Annotated in this window: 1 protein-coding gene; it reads right to left on the bottom strand. The window is 46.4% G+C overall.

The window, feature by feature from the left end; genetic code table 11:
- Positions 1 to 919 (bottom strand): IS630 family transposase (locus GMA8713_RS25775; RefSeq protein WP_062715522.1); only part of this gene is annotated, 919 nt, incomplete at its 3' end.
- Positions 920 to 1,026 lie beyond the last annotated feature (107 nt).

The raw sequence follows: 1,026 nt of genomic DNA, 5'->3' as shown, positions 1-1,026 counted from the left end.
TGGTCTCATGTAGTGCATGCCATAGCCTTTCTATCACATTGACCCAAGGGCAATAGACAGGCTGAAATAACAAGACAAATTTGGGGTTGGCCGCCAGCCACATATTCGTTTTTCGACTCTTGTGAATGACATAGTTGTCGAGCACCAAAATGATTTTTTTCGCCTTCCTATAATGCCGTTTGAGCTTCTCCAGCATGGTGATAAATAAGTTGGAATCTTTCTTGGTGCCTGAGACATAAATAACGTTACCCGTTTTGGCGTGCAGAGCACCTGCAAGATAATGTTTCTCGTTCTTTCCTGGCGTGACCACCTTTTTCTGTTGGCCTTTGAGCGTCCAATCAGCGCCAATCTTAGGGTTCAAATCTATATCGACTTCATCTTCGTAAAAGACAGGATTCTCCGGGTCACATTGGTCTAAAGCCTTTTGGATTGCAGCCAGTTTCTCTGCTTTTTCAGGGTCTTTAATACGTAGGGTTGGCACGGCTCTTCGCCAGACGACTCCCATCTTCGGTAACCAACGCCTGACTGTAGAAGCCGCGATACGAGATTTGAACGTTTTGTTGAGCTGATAAGCGAGAAGCTCTGTACTCCATCGGCTTCGTTGAAATCCAAAGTCTTGTGGTGACGTTTGGATAAGCACGAGCAAAATGGCACACATTTGCTCAACAGGTAGCGAGCAAGGTCTTCCTGAAGGCTGAGATTTCAAAGCATCGATTCCACCGTCGGTGTACCAGTTTATCCATCGACCAATGGAAGAGCGCGCGGCACCCGTAGTTTCACTGACAGCAACAATCGTTTGTCCTTGGGCTAAAAGCAACATCGCCATCAATCGCCGAGCAAATCCCTTATCTGCTGTGTGTTGAATCGCTTTGTGGATGCGTCGTCTTTCTGCTCGGTCGATCGGTGCTATGATGGCCATTACTCAGTCCTTTTTGTGGGTTTTCTCTGTTTGGCGATAGATCAGATCGCGCAAACTGGACTGAGTTTCTCTTACCTTTGAGATCTACTATTAGGAACAGCTATTTA

Source organism: Grimontia marina (genome assembly GCF_900060185.1).
GTDB lineage: Bacteria > Pseudomonadota > Gammaproteobacteria > Enterobacterales > Vibrionaceae > Enterovibrio > Enterovibrio marinus.
The sequence above is the reverse complement of the archived record's forward strand: the minus strand, read 5'-3'. Positions and strand labels throughout refer to the sequence as shown.